At 62.7% G+C, this 13214-nt stretch carries 13 protein-coding genes; 9 read left to right on the top strand and 4 right to left on the bottom strand.

Features of this window, described 5'->3' with window-relative positions; translation table 11 throughout:
• Positions 1 to 32: 32 nt before the first annotated feature.
• Positions 33 to 812: a peroxide stress protein YaaA gene (yaaA, locus tag HU763_RS20305; protein WP_170032486.1), complete on the bottom strand. Its 780-nt coding sequence runs from the start codon at positions 810 to 812 to the stop codon at positions 33 to 35.
• Positions 813 to 949: 137 nt separating this feature from the next.
• Here yaaA and HU763_RS20300 point away from each other — a divergent pair, with 137 nt between their 5' ends.
• The 5 genes from HU763_RS20300 to moaE all read left to right on the top strand — a co-directional run bounded on the left by HU763_RS20300 (position 950) and on the right by moaE (position 5009).
• Positions 950 to 2086, top strand: coding sequence for a polysaccharide deacetylase family protein (locus tag HU763_RS20300; protein WP_170032484.1), 1137 nt, complete (start codon positions 950 to 952; stop codon positions 2084 to 2086).
• Positions 2087 to 2358: 272 nt separating this feature from the next.
• Positions 2359 to 3753: a PhoH family protein gene (locus HU763_RS20295; protein ID WP_170032482.1), complete on the top strand. Its 1395-nt coding sequence runs from the start codon at positions 2359 to 2361 to the stop codon at positions 3751 to 3753.
• 91 nt (positions 3754 to 3844) lie between these two features.
• Positions 3845 to 4315 (top strand): cyclic pyranopterin monophosphate synthase MoaC, encoded by a 471-nt coding sequence (gene moaC / locus HU763_RS20290; protein ID WP_186685369.1) that lies wholly within the window; start codon positions 3845 to 3847, stop codon positions 4313 to 4315.
• Positions 4315 to 4560, top strand: a complete 246-nt coding sequence (locus HU763_RS20285) for a MoaD/ThiS family protein (RefSeq protein WP_186685520.1) — start codon at positions 4315 to 4317, stop codon at positions 4558 to 4560. Before moaC ends, HU763_RS20285 begins: the two co-directional genes overlap by 1 nt.
• Positions 4561 to 4562: 2 nt before the next feature.
• On the top strand, positions 4563 to 5009 hold the full coding sequence (gene moaE, locus HU763_RS20280; RefSeq protein ID WP_186685367.1) for a molybdopterin synthase catalytic subunit MoaE: 447 nt from the start codon (positions 4563 to 4565) through the stop codon (positions 5007 to 5009).
• Positions 5010 to 5170: 161 nt separating this feature from the next.
• Here the strand turns inward: moaE and rhlB are convergent, their stop codons facing one another.
• Positions 5171 to 6628 (bottom strand): ATP-dependent RNA helicase RhlB, encoded by a 1458-nt coding sequence (rhlB, locus tag HU763_RS20275; RefSeq protein ID WP_186685366.1) that lies wholly within the window; start codon positions 6626 to 6628, stop codon positions 5171 to 5173.
• 100 nt (positions 6629 to 6728) lie between these two features.
• Entirely contained in the window at positions 6729 to 7385 is a 657-nt protein-coding gene (locus HU763_RS20270) for an alpha/beta hydrolase (protein WP_170032474.1), read from the bottom strand.
• A gap of 332 nt (positions 7386 to 7717) precedes the next feature.
• Between HU763_RS20270 and HU763_RS20265 the strand changes: the two genes are divergently transcribed.
• The 4 genes from HU763_RS20265 to HU763_RS20250 all read left to right on the top strand — a co-directional run bounded on the left by HU763_RS20265 (position 7718) and on the right by HU763_RS20250 (position 11875).
• Positions 7718 to 8746 carry an amino acid ABC transporter substrate-binding protein gene (locus tag HU763_RS20265; protein WP_186685365.1) on the top strand — a complete coding sequence of 343 codons (1029 nt, stop codon included), beginning with the start codon at positions 7718 to 7720 and terminating at the stop codon, positions 8744 to 8746.
• A 67-nt stretch (positions 8747 to 8813) separates the two neighbouring features.
• A complete protein-coding gene (locus tag HU763_RS20260; protein ID WP_186685364.1) occupies positions 8814 to 9992 on the top strand; it encodes an amino acid ABC transporter permease in 1179 nt (392 codons plus the stop codon).
• Positions 9993 to 10002: 10 nt separating this feature from the next.
• Positions 10003 to 11100 (top strand): amino acid ABC transporter permease, encoded by a 1098-nt coding sequence (locus HU763_RS20255; protein ID WP_170032468.1) that lies wholly within the window; start codon positions 10003 to 10005, stop codon positions 11098 to 11100.
• A gap of 10 nt (positions 11101 to 11110) precedes the next feature.
• Positions 11111 to 11875, top strand: a complete 765-nt coding sequence (locus HU763_RS20250; protein ID WP_170032466.1) for an amino acid ABC transporter ATP-binding protein — start codon at positions 11111 to 11113, stop codon at positions 11873 to 11875.
• Between the two features lie 163 nt (positions 11876 to 12038).
• Here the strand turns inward: HU763_RS20250 and algW are convergent, their stop codons facing one another.
• Positions 12039 to 13199: a Do family serine endopeptidase AlgW gene (gene algW / locus HU763_RS20245; protein WP_186685363.1), complete on the bottom strand. Its 1161-nt coding sequence runs from the start codon at positions 13197 to 13199 to the stop codon at positions 12039 to 12041.
• Between the last annotated feature and the right edge of the window lie 15 nt (positions 13200 to 13214).

The raw sequence follows: 13214 nt of genomic DNA, 5'->3' as shown, positions 1-13214 counted from the left end.
GCGGGTTCAACCTCGAGGCGGCCGTTACCGGATCACTCGGCAGGATGATCGCGCAGGAACACCAGGTGGTCCGGTTTCGACTGTTCGGCACTGTAGTAGTAGCCCTGCACATCGAACTGCTTGAGCTGTTCCGGGTCGTTGATGCGCCGCTGGATCACGAAGCGACTCATCATCCCTCGTGCCTTCTTGGCGTAGAAACTGATGATCTTGTACTGGCCGTTCTTCAAGTCCTTGAAATCGACGTTGATCACCCGCGCCTTCAAGGCGCTGCGTTTCACCGCGCTGAAGTATTCGTTGCTGGCAAGGTTGAGCAGCACCTCATCGCCCTGCTCGGCCAGGGCCTGGTTCAACCATTCGCTGATGCGCGTGCCCCAGAACGCGTACAGGTCCTTGCCGCGGGCATTGGCCAGCTTGGTGCCCATTTCCAGGCGATAAGGCTGCATCAGGTCCAGCGGGCGCAGCAGGCCGTACAGGCCCGAGAGCATGCGCAGGTGCTCCTGCGCGTAGCTGAAATCGTCCTCGCCCAGGCTCTCGGCATCGAGGCCGGTGTACACGTCACCCTTGAACGCCAGCAGTGCCTGCTTGGCATTGGCCGGGGTGAAGTCCGGGGTCCAGCTGCCAAAGCGCGCGGCATTCAGGCCAGCGAGCTTGTCGGACAAATGCATCAGTTCGCTGATCTGCGCTGGCGACAGCTCGCGCAGTTGCCGAATCAGTTCCTGGGAGTCGTCCAGGTATTGCGGCAGGGTGTAACGCTCGGTCACCGGCGGGGTGTCGTAGTCGAGGGTCTTGGCGGGGGAAATCACCGTCAGCATCGGGTCGGCTCCTGGCATCGTTGGCCGGGGATTCTACGGGCTGGGCGGTACAAGTCCAAACTATGGCGACGATAGTCACAGACCATGGCCGGTACAGGCGCTATAGTGCGCGTTTCGCCGTTGCGGAGCCTTCAACCGTGCGCATTGCTTCTGCTTTGCTGGCCGGCCTGCTGAGCCTGGCCGTGCAAGCCGCCCCCTCACCCCAGGTAAGCTTGGACCGCAGCCTGTGGCCCGAACAGCTGGACAGCCCCGCGTTGTTCGATGTGGCCTCGCGGGCGGAAATTCTCTCGTTCGCCCAGGTGCTGCACGAAAGCGAGCTGCTGGACGAGGCGACGCTGGCAACCCGCTTGGGCTTGCGCCAGATCAACCTGCAGAAGGTACGCCTGCTGCGGGCGCGCATGTGGCAGCGGTTGTGGCAAGGCTATCAACAGGCACAGCGCAGTTGCGAACAGGATGCGTCGTTCTGTTATCCGGTGACCTCGATGGCAGAGTTGCGTACCCAGGCGGCAACCTTCGCTGCCGATGTCGGCACGTTCTACACGGGCTGGATCGAACCCAGCCACCAGTTCCATGTGCACTACCTCGACGAGCAACTGCGCAAGGCCGCATTGCTGCCGCAAACCAGTAGCGAGGTGGAGCGGCTGTCGGCGCGCGAGCGCAATGGTGATGAACTGAATGACCGCATGTTCCTGCTGACCTTCGTCGGTGGGCCCGGGCCGCAGGGTGGCACGACCGACCAGCTCACCGATTACCTGCGTCGGCAGAAGCTTGCCGGTACGTTCTTCGTGCTCGGCAACCGCCTGCAGCAACGCCGCGACGCCGGCGCGGCAAGCGCCTTGCGCCAGCTCTATGGCGGCCAGTGCGTGGGCATCCAGGGCTGGGAATATCGCTCCCATGCACAGTGGACGGGCTGGCAGGACTCGCTGCGGCGCAGCCAGGCGCGGGTGCAGGCCGACCTGCCGCAACAGTATGTGCCGTTGTTCCGGCCACCTTATGGGCAACGCCGCGCCGACGGCGAGACGTTCATGGCCAGCCAGCAACTGCGGGTATCGTTGTGGGATATCGATGCTCAGGATGATGGTGCACTGACGGCGCAAGCCTCGGCGCAGCGGGTGCTGACCTTGATGCTGCTGTGGCGCAAGGGGGTAATCCAGTTTCATGACAGCTTGCCCAAGGCGCAGCCGGCACTGGACTGGTTGCTGCGCAACACCGCGCAGAGCGGTATCGGCTGGGAAGGCTGCCGCGAGTATGGGTACCGCGAACCAGGGGTGTGACTTCTGACTGTAGTCCCCTCTGGCGCTGCCGCCAAGGCCCCTTCGTCATTCGGCAAAATAAACTTCAAAAACGCGTAAAAATGCTTTTTCCGGTCATGGCTTTTGCGGTATGAAGAAACCAGACAGCCGATTCCTGCAGCACAGGTGGCGTCATCCAGGCCCACCTAGCCAGGTTCGCTTCCCGCCCGTAACAACGCGGATACGGGGAGAACGGCAGTCACTCTGCGGCGTAACAGACCACGCCGTGTGGCTTCGACATAAGGTGACCGAGTATGGATGACCAAGGACGCAACCCTTCCTCCAGCAAGCCAATCCTGTATGTGCTCGATACCAACGTCCTGATTCACGACCCCAACGCGTTACTCAACTTCGAGGAGCACCATGTCGCCATCCCGATGACGGTGCTGGAGGAACTCGACAAGCTCAAGACCGGCAAGCAGAGCATCGCAGCCGAATGCCGCCAGGCCATTCGCCTGATCGACCAGACCCTCGGTGACGCCTCGCCCAACGATGTCGAGCAGGGCGTGCCGATCCAGCGTGGCAAGAGCGGGCCCAAGGGCTTCCTGTCGATCCTGATGACCCCGCGCAACGAGCCCAACAAGCTGCTGCCGGAAAACCTCAACGACAACATCATCATCAACCAGCTGCTCGAAGTGAGGGCCCGGCGCACCGACCTGGACGTGGTGCTGGTTACCAAGGACATCAACATGCGCCTGAAGGCGCGGGCCTGCGGCATCGCCGCCGAGGACTACAGCACCGACCAGTTGGTCGATGACGTGTCCTTGCTGTCCAAGGGCTACCATTCGGTCAGCGGTTCGTTCTGGGACCGGGTAAGCAAGGTCGATACCCGCCAGGAGCGTGGCCGCACCTGGCACCGGGTGCAACTGATCGACAACCTGCCGGCGGTGCATGTCAATGAGTTCATCATCGATGAACAGGGCTTCGTCGGCTGGATCAAGGGCATCCGCAACGATGAGCTGCTGTTGCTCGACCTGCACCAGGAGCCGCTGCTGCACCAGGAGGCCTGGGGCCTCAAGCCTCGCGATATCCACCAGAGCCTGGCGCTGTTCGCGCTGCTCGACCCGGATATCCACCTGGTCAACCTGACCGGCGCCGCCGGTTCCGGCAAGACCATCCTGGCCCTGGCCGCGGCCATCGAGCAGACCATGGTCAGCAAGCGCTACCGGCGCATCATCGCCACCCGCAGCGTGCAGGGGCTGGACCAGGAGATCGGCTTCCTGCCAGGCACCGAGGCGGAGAAGATGGAGCCCTGGCTGGGCGCCATCACCGATAACCTCGAAGCCTTGCACATGGATGACGAAAGCACCCATGGCAGCGTCGAGTACATCCTTGAACGTGTGCCGTTGCAGTTCAAGTCGCTGAACTACATCCGTGGTCGCAGCTTCCAGCAAAGCCTGATCCTGATCGACGAGTGCCAGAACCTGACGCCGCACCAGATGAAAACCATCATCACCCGTGCCGGCTCCGGGTCCAAGGTGGTCTGCCTGGGCAACCTGGCGCAGATCGACACCCCCTACCTGTCCGCGACCAGCTCGGGCCTGACCTACCTGACCGAGCGCTTCAAGGACTTCCCCCATGGCGTGCACATCACCCTGCAGGGCGTGCCCCGCTCGGTGCTGGCCGAGTACGCCGAATCGCACTTGTAAAACCCTGCAGCCGGGCAGTTCACTGCCCGGCCCCCTGCTCAAACCTGACCCACAGGTTTACACTGCCAGTTCCCTTCACAGGAGCAGAGCAGTGCTGACACATCTTGATTCCCAGGGGCGGGCCAACATGGTCGACGTCACTGAAAAGGCCGTGACCGAGCGCGAGGCCACCGCCGAGGCGCGGGTGCGCATGTTGCCGCAGACCTTGCAGATGATCGTCGACGGCGACCACCCCAAGGGCGACGTGTTCGCCGTGGCGCGCATCGCCGGGATCCAGGCGGCGAAAAAGACCAGCGACCTGATCCCGCTGTGCCACCCGCTGATGCTGACCAGTGTCAAGGTCGAGCTCGGTGCCGAGGGCGAGGATGCCGTGCGCATCGTTGCCCGCTGCAAGCTGGCTGGCCAGACTGGTGTGGAGATGGAGGCGCTGACCGCAGCCAGCGTAGCCGCGCTGACGATCTACGACATGTGCAAGGCCGTGGACAAGGGCATGGTCATCGAGCAGGTGCGCCTGTTGGAAAAACTTGGCGGCAAGAGCGGCCACTACAAGGTGGATGCGTGATGAAGGTCAAGGTGATGTATTTCGCCCGTTACCGCGAACTGCTGGGTGTCGATGCCGAGCGGGTGGAGGGTGCTTTCAAGGTGCTGGACGATGTGCGCCAGGCCTTGGTCGCCAAGGGCGGGCCGTACCAGGTGCTGGCCGAGCAGAACTTGATGTGTGCGCGCAACGAAGAGCTGTGCAAGCTCGATGAAGCGCTGGAAGAGGGCGATGAAGTGGCGTTCTTCCCACCGGTGACCGGAGGCTGAACATGGCAGTGCGAGTTCAGGCAGGTGCGTTCGACCCGGGTGCCGAGACCAATGCCATGCATGCGGCCAATGTCGGCGTGGGCGCGGTGGTCGCCTTTGTCGGCTATGTCCGGGACTTCAACGATGGACGGGAAGTGGCGGGGATGTTCCTCGAGCACTATCCGGGCATGACCGAGAAGGCCCTGGCCAAGATCGTGGTCGAGGCTGAGCAGCGCTGGCCGTTGCTCAAGGTCGAGGTGCTGCACCGCATCGGTGCGCTGGAGCCGGGTGAACCGATCGTCTTCGTTGGCGTGGCCAGTGCCCACCGGCAGGCGGCGTTCGATGCCTGCACCTTCATCATGGACTACCTGAAGACCCGGGCGCCGTTCTGGAAGAAGGAAAATACCCAGCAAGGGCCGCGCTGGGTCGAAGGGAAGCAGAGTGACCAGGATGCTGCCGGGCGCTGGTAGCCAAGGCTGCGCCGATTCCTTGTAGGAGCGGCCTTGCGTCGCGAAAGGGCTGCGAAGCAGCCCCTGGATTTCAACCTTGATGCATGGATTGCCGGGGCTGCTTCGCAGCCCTTTCGCGACGCAAGGCCGCTCCTACAGGGACGGTGCCAGCATTCGGATCGTCAGTGGTGCTTGCGCGGCACCGGTTTCAACAGCTCATCCGCTGGCATTTCGCACTTGATCTTGCGCCCCAGCAGCTCTTCGATCGCCGGCAACTGGTAGGAATCATCCTCACCGGCAAAGCTGATCGACACCCCGCTGGTACCGGCACGCCCGGTACGGCCTATGCGGTGCACGTAGTCGTCCGGGTCTTCCGGCAAGGTGAAGTTGATCACGTGGCTGATGCCGTCGATGTGGATGCCGCGCCCGGCCACGTCGGTAGCCACCAGCACGGTGATGTGCCCTTCGCGGAAGCTCTCCAGGGTGCGGATACGCTTGTGCTGTGGCACGTCGCCCGACAACTGGGCGGCATTGATGCCGTCGCGCACCAGTTTTTCCTCGATGCGCCGCACTTCGTCCTTGCGGTTGGCGAATACCATCACCCGTTCCCACTTGTTCTGGGTCACCAGGTTGTACAGCAGTTTATATTTGTCGCTGCCGGCAACGGCATACACGTGCTGTTCCACCGTTTCGCTGGCCACGTTCTCCGGCTCGATCTCGACGATGGCCGGGTTGGTGGTCCACTGCTTGGCCAGGTTCATCACGTCGTCGGTGAAGGTGGCGGAGAACAGCAAGGTCTGGCGCTCGCTTTTCGGTGGGGTCTGGCGAATGATCTGCCGGACCTGGGGGATGAAGCCCATGTCGAGCATGCGGTCGGCTTCGTCCAGGACCATCACCTCGACCATGTCCAGGTGCACCTCGCCACGCTGGTTGAAGTCCAGCAGACGGCCGGGGGTGGCGACCAGGATGTCGCAATGGCGCGCTTCCAGGGCCTTGAGCTGTTTGTCGAAGTCCATGCCGCCGACGAAGCTCATGACGTTGAGGCCGGTGTACTTGGTCAGGGCGATGGCGTCCTTGGCGATCTGCACCACCAGTTCGCGGGTAGGGGCGATGATCAGCGCGCGCGGCTCGCCCATGTAGCGTTCCTTGGGCGGCGGTGTCTGCTGCAACTGGGAAATGATCGAGATCAGGAACGCTGCAGTCTTGCCGGTACCGGTCTGGGCCCGGCCGATGGCGTCCTGGCCACGCAGGGTGTAACCCAGCACCTGCGCCTGGATCGGCGTGCAGTAGGGGAAGCCCAGGTCATGGATGGCGTGCATCAGCTCGTTGGACAGCTTGAAGTCGTGGAAGCGGGTCTTGCCTTCCTGTGGTTCGACCACGAAGTCTTCCGGTTTCCACAGGCTGGCCTGCGGCTTGGGCTTGCGCTCACGGCGCGGTTTGTCCTTGGCCGGCTTGTCGGCGGCCGGTGCAACCACAGCAGGTTGTTCAGCCTTGGGTGCAGGGGTGGCGCGCGGGGCGGTCGGTTTTGCCGCTGGCCGGGCGTCGGTGGCGGGCGCAGGCGCCGTCACGCTGGCAGCAGGAGCGACGGCCTGTGGCGCGGCGTCTCCCTTGCCGAATATTTTCTTGAGTGCCTTGAGCACGATCGTCTCATCAACTGGTTAAGGAATGTACGCCGGCAGTGTAATGCAAGATTCAGGCGCGGCGTAGTGGCTTGGGCTGACAACTACAGGTGGCTTCTGCTTATTGCAGCTGCCTGGCCAGCCAGTCGTGGATGTCGTTCAGCTCTTCCACCACCACTTCGTGCTCCATCGGGTATTCGTGCCAGCGCGCGGCGACGCCCCAGGTGTCCAGGTACTCGAACGCGGTGCGGCCCATGGACGGAATCACCACCGGGTCGTGCACGCCATGCAGGCACAGGGCCGGGGTGCGTTGCTGGCAGGCGCTCAGCTGATGCTGGTCGTTGAAGGTGGGGGCGTAGGTGGACAGGGCGATCACGCCGCCCAGGGCTTCCTGCCACTTTATATAGGCAGTGTGCAGCACCACTGCGCCGCCTTGGGAAAAGCCGGCCAGGAAGATTCGCGACAGGCTGATGCCTTTGGCTTGCTCGGCCTTGATCAGGCCAATCACCTGCTCGGCCGATTCCTCCAGTTGCGCTTCGTCGATGGCGCGGGCCGGGGTCATGGCCTTGATGTCATACCAGCTGGGCATGGCATAGCCGCCATTGATGGTCACTGGGCGGGTCGGTGCCTGGGGCATGATGAAGCGGGTAGTGAGCAGACGCTCCTGCATGAATTCGGCAACCGGTAGGAAGTCGTAACGGTCGGCACCCAGACCGTGCAACCAGATCACACAAGCGTCGGCGGTTTTTTGCGGTTCGAGAATCAGCGGGTTGGTCATGACTGCTCCGAAAGTGTGCGGGTCTCGTTAAGGCGTGCCTGAAAATAAGGCGCTGGAAATGATTGTCTGAAAAAGAATGTCGCAACGATACAACTTTACCTACTTGACGAGCGCTTAAACGCTACAGCCAAACAATCTGGTACGGGCTTTGCAATTCAACCTTCGATGCAAAGGGCGGGCCGTGACGGTAACACCCTTTGCACGCGAAGGCTGTCACAGAACAGCCCATTGCGCCAATTGACCCAATAACAAGCCAATACGGGTCGGATACGCCTCAAAAGGGTGCGGTGCAATTCCGGCTCGATACAACAAGAGCGATTTGGAGGTTGTGAATGAAGATGTTGAAAACCACCCTGGCAGTCCTGACCGCTGCCGCTGCGCTGGGCGCCGTGAGCAACGCCCAGGCCGGCGCCACCCTCGATGCGGTAAAGAAGAAGGGCTTCGTCCAGTGTGGCGTGAGCGACGGTCTTCCAGGCTTCTCGGTACCTGACGCGCAGGGCAAGATCGTCGGTATCGACGCCGATGTGTGCCGTGCCGTGGCCGCCGCCGTGTTCGGCGACGCGACCAAGGTCAAGTTCAGCCAGCTCAACGCCAAGGAACGCTTCACCGCGCTGCAGTCGGGCGAAGTCGACGTGCTGTCGCGCAACACCACCTGGACCAGCTCGCGCGATGCCGGCATGGGCCTGGTGTTCGCCGGTGTTACCTACTACGACGGTGTCGGCTTCCTGGCCAACAAGAAGCTGGGGGTATCCAGTGCCAAGGAACTCGATGGCGCGACCATCTGCATCCAGGCCGGTACCACCACCGAGCTGAACGTGTCGGACTACTTCCGCGCCAATGGCCTGAAGTACACCCCGATCACCTTCGACACCTCCGATGAAAGCGCCAAGTCGCTGGAGTCCGGCCGTTGCGACGTGCTGACCTCGGACAAGTCGCAGCTGTTCGCCCAGCGCTCCAAGCTGGCCGCCCCGGCCGAGTACGTGGTGCTGCCGGAAACCATCTCCAAGGAGCCCCTCGGCCCGGTGGTGCGCAAAGGCGACGAAGAGTGGTTCAGCATCGTCAAGTGGACCCTGTTCGCCATGCTCAACGCCGAAGAGGCGGGCATCACCTCGAAGAATGTCGAGGCCGAAGCCAAAAATACCAAGAACCCGGACGTCGCCCGCTTGCTGGGCGCGGATGGCGAGTACGGCAAGGACCTCAAGCTGCCCAAGGACTGGGTAGTGCAGATCGTCAAGCAAGTCGGCAACTATGGCGAAGTGTTCGAGAAGAACCTGGGCCAGGGCACCGCTCTGAAGATCGACCGTGGCATGAACGCCCTGTGGAACAACGGCGGCATCCAGTACGCGCCACCTGTGCGCTGATGGCTGCACCCTGCGGCGGCATTCGGCCGCCGCAGGTTGTTCGGAACCCTACTTTCCGGGGCACTTCATGCAAAATCGAATTGGCGCACAAAAGGGGTTATCCCTGAGCGATCCACGTGTGCGTGCGTGGCTGTTCCAGATCCTCACGATAGCCTTCGTGGTCGGTCTGGGCTGGTACCTGTTCCACAATACCCAGACCAACCTGCAACACCGAGGTATCACCTCGGGCTTCGACTTCCTCGACCGCAGTGCCGGCTTCGGCATCGCCCAGCACCTGATCCCCTACGTGGAATCCGACAGCTATGCGCGGGTGTTCGTCATCGGCCTGCTCAATACCCTGCTGGTGACCTTCATCGGCGTGATACTGGCGACCATCCTCGGCTTCATCATCGGTGTGGCACGGCTGTCGTCGAACTGGATGATCAACAAGCTGGCGACGGTGTACGTGGAAACCTTCCGCAACATCCCGCCGTTGCTGCAGATTCTGTTCTGGTATTTCGCCGTGTTCCTGACCCTGCCGGGGCCGCGCGGCAGCATCAACCTCCAGGACACCTTCTTCATCAGCAACCGTGGCCTGAACATGCCTGGTGCGACCATGGCCGACGGCTTCTGGCCGTTCGTCATTGCCCTGGGCGTGACCGTGCTGGCCATCGTCGCGATGGTGCGCTACGCCAACAAGCGCTTCGACGAAACCGGCGAGCCATTCCACAAGTTCTGGGTGGGGCTGGCGCTGTTCATCGCCATTCCGGGTGCCTGCGTACTGCTGTTCGGTAGCCCGGTGCACTGGGAAGTGCCGCAATTGAAAGGATTCAACTTCGTCGGTGGCTGGGTACTGATTCCCGAGCTGCTGGCGCTGACCCTGGCGTTGACCATCTATACCGCCGCGTTCATCGCCGAGATCGTGCGTTCCGGTATCCGTTCGGTCAGCCATGGCCAGACCGAGGCCGCGCGCTCGCTGGGCCTGCGCGAGGGGCCGACCCTGCGCAAGGTGATCATCCCCCAGGCACTGCGGGTGATCATTCCGCCGCTGACCAGCCAGTACCTGAACCTGGCGAAGAACTCGTCGCTGGCGGCCGGTATCGGCTACCCGGAGATGGTCTCGCTGTTCGCCGGTACCGTGCTCAACCAGACCGGCCAGGCCATCGAGGTGATAGCCATCACCATGAGTGTCTATCTCGCCATCAGCATCAGCATTTCGCTGCTGATGAACTGGTACAACAAGCGCATTGCGTTGATCGAGCGGTGAGGATACGCCTGTGAATGCCCATGTTTTCAAACCCGACATGCCGCCACCGGTGAAAACCGTCGGCGTGCTCGCATGGATGCGTGCCAACCTGTTTTCCAGCTGGCTCAACACGCTGCTGACCCTGTTCGCCATCTACCTGGTGTGGCTGATCGTGCCGCCACTGCTGCAGTGGGCGTTGATCGACGCCAACTGGGTCGGCACCACCCGTGCCGACTGCACCAAGGAGGGCGCCTGCTGGGTGTTCGTGCAGCAGCGCTTCGGCCAGTTCATGTACGGCTACTACCCGACCGAACTGCGCTGGCGCGTGGACCTGACCGTGTGGCTTGCGGTGCTGGGCGCCGCGCCATTGTTCATCAAGCGTTTCCCGCGCAAGGCTTTCTACGGCCTGGGCTTCCTGGTGCTGTACCCGATCCTGGCCTACACGCTGCTGCACGGCGGCGTGCTCGGCCTGGAGAATGTACCGACCAGCCAGTGGGGCGGGCTGATGCTGACCCTGGTGATCGCCACCGTGGGGATCGTCGGCGCCTTGCCGCTGGGCATCCTGCTGGCCCTCGGGCGGCGTTCGAAGATGCCGGCGGTGAAGGTGGTGTGCGTCACCTTCATCGAGTTCTGGCGTGGCGTGCCGCTGATCACCGTGCTGTTCATGTCATCGGTGATGCTGCCGTTGTTCCTGCCCGAAGGCATGAGCTTCGACAAGCTGCTGCGGGCGATGATCGGGGTGATCCTGTTCCAGTCGGCGTACATCGCCGAAGTGGTGCGTGGCGGCCTGCAGGCCATCCCCAAGGGCCAGTACGAAGCGGCCGCGGCCATGGGCCTGGGCTACTGGCGGGCGATGGGCCTGGTGATCCTGCCGCAGGCGCTCAAGCTGGTGATCCCTGGCATCGTCAACACCTTCATTGCCCTGTTCAAGGACACCAGCCTGGTGATCATCATCGGCCTGTTCGACCTGCTGAACAGTGTCAAGCAAGCCGCCGCCGACCCGGCCTGGCTGGGTATGGCCACCGAGGGCTACGTGTTCGCTGCCCTGGTGTTCTGGATTTTCTGTTTCGGTATGTCCCGCTACTCCATGCACCTGGAGCGCAAGCTGGACACTGGCCACAAGCGTTAGGAGTTTCGAAATGAGTGAAGCGATCAAGCAGCCTGCCGGCCCCGAAGGCATCATCCAGATGCAGGGCGTGAACAAGTGGTACGGCCAGTTCCATGTGCTCAAGGACATCAACCTGAACGTGCGCCAGGGCGAGCGTATCGTGCTGTGCGGGCCGTCCGGCTCGGGCAAGTCCACCACCATCCGGTGCCTCAACCGCCTGGAGGAGCACCAGCAGGGGCGCATCGTGGTCGACGGCGTGGAGCTGACCAATGACCTCAAGCAGATCGAGGCCATCCGCCGCGAGGTGGGCATGGTTTTCCAGCACTTCAACCTGTTCCCGCACCTGAGCATCCTGGAAAACTGCACCCTGGCACCAATGTGGGTGCGCAAGATGCCGCGGCGTAAGGCTGAAGAAATTGCCATGCACTACCTGGAGCGCGTGCGTATTCCGGAGCAGGCGCACAAGTACCCGGGGCAGCTGTCCGGTGGCCAGCAGCAGCGTGTGGCGATTGCCCGTGCATTGTGCATGAAGCCGAAGATCATGCTGTTCGACGAACCGACCTCGGCGCTGGACCCGGAAATGGTCAAGGAGGTGCTCGATACCATGGTGGGCCTGGCCGAGGATGGCATGACGATGCTCTGCGTGACCCACGAGATGGGCTTTGCCCGGACCGTGGCGAACCGGGTGATCTTCATGGACAAGGGCGAGATCGTCGAGCAGGCGTCGCCGGATGACTTCTTCGACCGGCCGCGCAGTGACCGGACCAAGTTGTTCCTGAGCCAGATCTTGCATTGATGCCGTAGCGGCTGCACACGCGGTCCCTGTAGGAGCGGCCTTGTGTCGCGATCGGGCCGCAAAGCGGCCCCGGCGATATCAGCGGTGAAGCTGAAATCCCGGGGCCGCTGCGCGCCCCATCGCGACGCAAGGCCGCTCCTACACGGGTTGCCAGACCGGAGCGTTACTTCTCTTCGTTGGCCACCGCCGGCGCTGGCGGCGGCCGCAGGCCGACCTCGGCAATCAGCTTCAGCTGCTGCCCGTTGCGCATCACTTCGATGGTGATTTTCTCGTTCGGCTTGATCCGCGCCACCTGGTTCATCGACTTGCGCCCGTCACCGGCCGGCTCGCCGTTGATACTCAGGATCACGTCACCCAGCTGCAACCCGGCCTTCGCCGCCGGCCCCTCGCGGAAGATACCTGCTACCACGATGCCCGGGCGGCCTTTCATGCCGAACGATTCGGCCAGCTCCTGGCTCAGCGGCTGCACTTCGATGCCCAGCCAGCCCCGGATCACCTGGCCGTGCTCGACGATCGACTTCATCACCTCCAGCGCCAGTTTCACCGGGATCGCGAAGCCGATGCCCTGCGAACCGCCCGACTTGGAGAAGATCGCCGTGTTGATACCGATCAGGTTGCCGTTGGCGTCCACCAGCGCACCACCGGAGTTGCCCGGGTTGATCGCCGCGTCGGTCTGGATGAAATCTTCGTAGTTGTTCAGCCCCAGCTGGTTGCGCCCAGTGGCGCTGATGATGCCCATGGTCACGGTCTGGCCGACCCCGAACGGGTTGCCGATGGCCAGCGACACGTCGCCGATGTGAATGGTGTCGGAGCGGCCGATGGTGATCGCCGGCAGGTTCTTCAGGTCGATCTTCAGCACTGCCAGGTCGGTTTCCGGGTCGCTGCCGATAACCCGGGCCAAGGTCTCGCGGCCATCCTTCAGGGCCACGACGATCTGGTCGGCGCCGCTGGTCACGTGGTTGTTGGTCAGCAGGTAGCCTTCGGGGCTCATGATCACCGCCGAACCCAGGCTCGACTCCCAGCGGCGCTGCTTGGGCAGGTTGTCACCGAAGAAGCGGCGGAACTGCGGGTCTTCGAACAGCGGGTGCGAGCTCTTGTTCACCACCTTGGTGGTGTACAGGTTGACCACTGCCGGGGCGGCCAGGGTCACGGCCTCGGCATAGGACACCGGGCCCTGCATGATCCGTGAAGTCTGCGGTGCTTGCTGCAGGTTGACGTCCTGGCTGGGCAGGCCGACCCATTGCGGAAAGCGCTGGATGATCAGCATGGCGACCAGTATGCCGGTAAGCAGGGGCCAGCCAAAGTAACGCAAAGCCTTGAACATGAACGAATCCTGGAA

It is taken from the genome of Pseudomonas anuradhapurensis (assembly GCF_014269225.2).
GTDB classification, from domain to species: Bacteria; Pseudomonadota; Gammaproteobacteria; order Pseudomonadales; family Pseudomonadaceae; genus Aquipseudomonas; species Aquipseudomonas anuradhapurensis.
The sequence above is the reverse complement of the archived record's forward strand: the minus strand, read 5'-3'. Positions and strand labels throughout refer to the sequence as shown.

Excerpts from the sequence above, each read along its gene's own strand:
- yaaA (WP_170032486.1), bottom strand. The coding sequence starts at position 812 with ATGCTGACGGTGATTTCCCCCGCCAAGACCCTCGACTACGACACCCCG.
- HU763_RS20295 (WP_170032482.1), top strand. The coding sequence starts at position 2,359 with ATGGATGACCAAGGACGCAACCCTTCCTCCAGCAAGCCAATCCTGTAT.
- HU763_RS20285 (WP_186685520.1), top strand. The coding sequence starts at position 4,315 with ATGAAGGTCAAGGTGATGTATTTCGCCCGTTACCGCGAACTGCTGGGT.
- moaE (WP_186685367.1), top strand. The coding sequence starts at position 4,563 with ATGGCAGTGCGAGTTCAGGCAGGTGCGTTCGACCCGGGTGCCGAGACC.
- HU763_RS20270 (WP_170032474.1), bottom strand. The coding sequence starts at position 7,385 with ATGACCAACCCGCTGATTCTCGAACCGCAAAAAACCGCCGACGCTTGT.
- HU763_RS20265 (WP_186685365.1), top strand. The coding sequence starts at position 7,718 with ATGAAGATGTTGAAAACCACCCTGGCAGTCCTGACCGCTGCCGCTGCG.
- HU763_RS20260 (WP_186685364.1), top strand. The coding sequence starts at position 8,814 with ATGCAAAATCGAATTGGCGCACAAAAGGGGTTATCCCTGAGCGATCCA.
- HU763_RS20250 (WP_170032466.1), top strand. The coding sequence starts at position 11,111 with ATGAGTGAAGCGATCAAGCAGCCTGCCGGCCCCGAAGGCATCATCCAG.
- algW (WP_186685363.1), bottom strand. The coding sequence starts at position 13,199 with ATGTTCAAGGCTTTGCGTTACTTTGGCTGGCCCCTGCTTACCGGCATA.